The 1307-nt window shown below is 65.8% G+C and carries 2 protein-coding genes; both read right to left on the bottom strand.

From position 1 onward, the window contains the following. The coding region (locus Y705_RS0109085; RefSeq protein ID WP_026532632.1) for an SDR family oxidoreductase at nucleotides 1-522 on the bottom strand (522 nt) is incomplete at its 3' end. A 65-nt stretch (nucleotides 523-587) separates the two neighbouring features. Then, the gene (locus tag Y705_RS0109080; RefSeq protein WP_026532631.1) at nucleotides 588-1016 is read right to left on the bottom strand and encodes a PaaI family thioesterase; all 429 of its coding nucleotides are present in this window, start codon (nucleotides 1014-1016) and stop codon (nucleotides 588-590) included. Between the last annotated feature and the right edge of the window lie 291 nt (nucleotides 1017-1307).

Genomic DNA, 1307 nt, shown 5'->3' with positions numbered 1-1307 from the left:
GACCTCGGCGATCACCTCGGCTGCCGAAGCCGCAGCAATCGGCGCGCTCCTCATCCGGGGCGCGAAGGCGAGGGTGCCGACTCGTGTCTGGGAGAGCAGCGTCGCCGTCAGTTCGAACCACTGCGTGGTCCGGACGATGGTGTAGGGCACCCCGCCCTCCGCGATGATTCCCTCCTGCGCGGCCTTGCCCCGGTAGTAACCCATCCTCCGAAGGGCTGGAGTGGCGGCGCTGACGATGGAGAGGAGAACGAGGTGACGTACCTGGGCGCGTTTTGCGGCATCGACCACGTTGGCCGTCATCCCGCCGAGTACGCGAACTGCCCTGCGGGCACTGACCGTGGGGAAGTTCGTGCAGTCGACGACGGCGTCCGCGCCGGCGAACGCGGCGTCAAGACCGACACCTGACGCCGCATCCACTCCGATGCTCCGCATGGCCGGAACGACGGTATGCCCAGCGGAGTGCAGGAGATCCGCCACCAGCATGCCCATGGTGCCGGTTGCTCCCAGTACGACGATTCTCATGGGCAAGTTCTACAGGATTCCCGAAGCGTAGGCGAACGATGCGTCGCAGCTTCAGGAGCCGTGCCCTACGCCGGATTCGGCCGGTCCAGCAGCAGGTTGGTGATGCGCATGCTGCAGAGGCGTGCGCCGTCGTCGTTGGTGAGGACCACTTCATGCGTGGTGAGGGTTCGGCCCAGATGGAGCGGCGTCGCCGTGATGGTGACCGTGCCGGAGCGCATCGCACGGTGGTGGGTGGCCGAGACGTCGACGCCGACGGCGGTTTTCCCCAGTGTGCCGGCGTGGATCACCGCGGCCCAGGAGCCGACGGCTTCACCTACAGCAAGGGAGGCCCCGCCGTGCAGGAGCCCGAAGGACTGCCGGTTTCCCTCCACGGGCATCGTCGCTACGACCTTCTGCACCGACTGTTCCAGGATGCGCACGCCCATCTTCTCGTCGAGCTCACCCAGGATGATGCGCCAGGGCTCGCCGGTGGCGGATTCGGTCTCTTTGCTCATGGGGCTCCTCGGAATTGCCGGCGGAATTGCCGTTTACTGTACGCTGGATATATTACCGAACGTCCGTTCAGTTAGTCCCGGGGTCCTTCCGTGGAACGCCCGGGCGCAAGCTTTCTGGTGAAAGGCGAGTCGAGGATGACTTCAACGATTCTGGGCATTGACATAGTTCCGAGCTTCATCGAGGACGCATGGTGGACGCCCTCCCGGGAGACCGTCCGCGATGGTGCGGGCACCGTGGTGAGGGACGCGAGCACCGGCGAGGAGCTCGCCGTCGTCAGTACCGACGGGCTC

Source organism: Arthrobacter sp. H41 (assembly GCF_000520535.1).
Lineage (GTDB): Bacteria > Actinomycetota > Actinomycetes > Actinomycetales > Micrococcaceae > Arthrobacter_D.
Note: the sequence above shows the minus strand (reverse complement) of the source record. Positions and strands in the feature narration are given on the sequence as shown.

Excerpts from the sequence above, each read along its gene's own strand:
- Y705_RS0109080 (WP_026532631.1), bottom strand. The coding sequence starts at position 1,016 with ATGAGCAAAGAGACCGAATCCGCCACCGGCGAGCCCTGGCGCATCATC.